This window comes from Cellulomonas chitinilytica, assembly GCF_016862675.1.
GTDB classification, from domain to species: Bacteria; Actinomycetota; Actinomycetes; order Actinomycetales; family Cellulomonadaceae; genus Cellulomonas; species Cellulomonas chitinilytica.
Window position 1 is genome coordinate 1 of the sequence record NZ_BONK01000043.1, and the last position, 598, is coordinate 598.

Sequence of the window (598 nt, forward strand, 5' to 3'; positions counted from 1 at the left end):
CAACCGTGCGGTCGGCCCGGTCGTCACCGTCGGCGGCCGTGCGCGGACGGCACCACGTCACCAGGTGTCGTCGTCCGGGGTGTCGAGGGTGACCTGGGGGCGGGCGTCGCGTGAGCCGGCGCGGCCGGTGGCCGAGACGGGGTTGTCGTCGTCGTCGAGGCCGAGGTCGGGGGCCATGTAGCCCAACGAGTTACGGCGACGCTTGGAGGACTGCCCCCCACCGCCACCACCACCGCCGGCCATCGGCGCACCCGCGCCACCGGCGCGCGCACCGGCCGCGGTGCCCGCACCGGGCCCCTGCGCACCGGCGACCAGCGACGAGGACCCGGTCAGCGACGACCCGGAACCCGCGCCGCGGGCACCACCGAGCGTCCCACCCGCACCGGCCCCGAGCGGGCCACCCAGACCGCCCGGCAGGCTCGACCCGCCGCGCGCACCACCGAGACCGGCACCGGTCCCCCCGGTGAGCGCTCCAGCGCCGAGGCGACCCATCGCACCCGAGCCGAGCAGCGCACCACCCACCGTCGCCGCACCGGCCAGCCCACCGCCCAGCGTCGGGTTCCCACCGCCGAGACCGCCACCGGTCCCACCGCCCGAG

The 598-nt window shown here is 78.4% G+C and carries 1 protein-coding gene; it reads right to left on the bottom strand.

Annotated elements, in window-relative coordinates; translation table 11 throughout:
• Nucleotides 1-57: 57 nt before the first annotated feature.
• Nucleotides 58-598, bottom strand: a 541-nt coding sequence (locus tag Cch01nite_RS22610) for a hypothetical protein (protein WP_203758775.1), incomplete at its 5' end; no start/stop codon positions are given.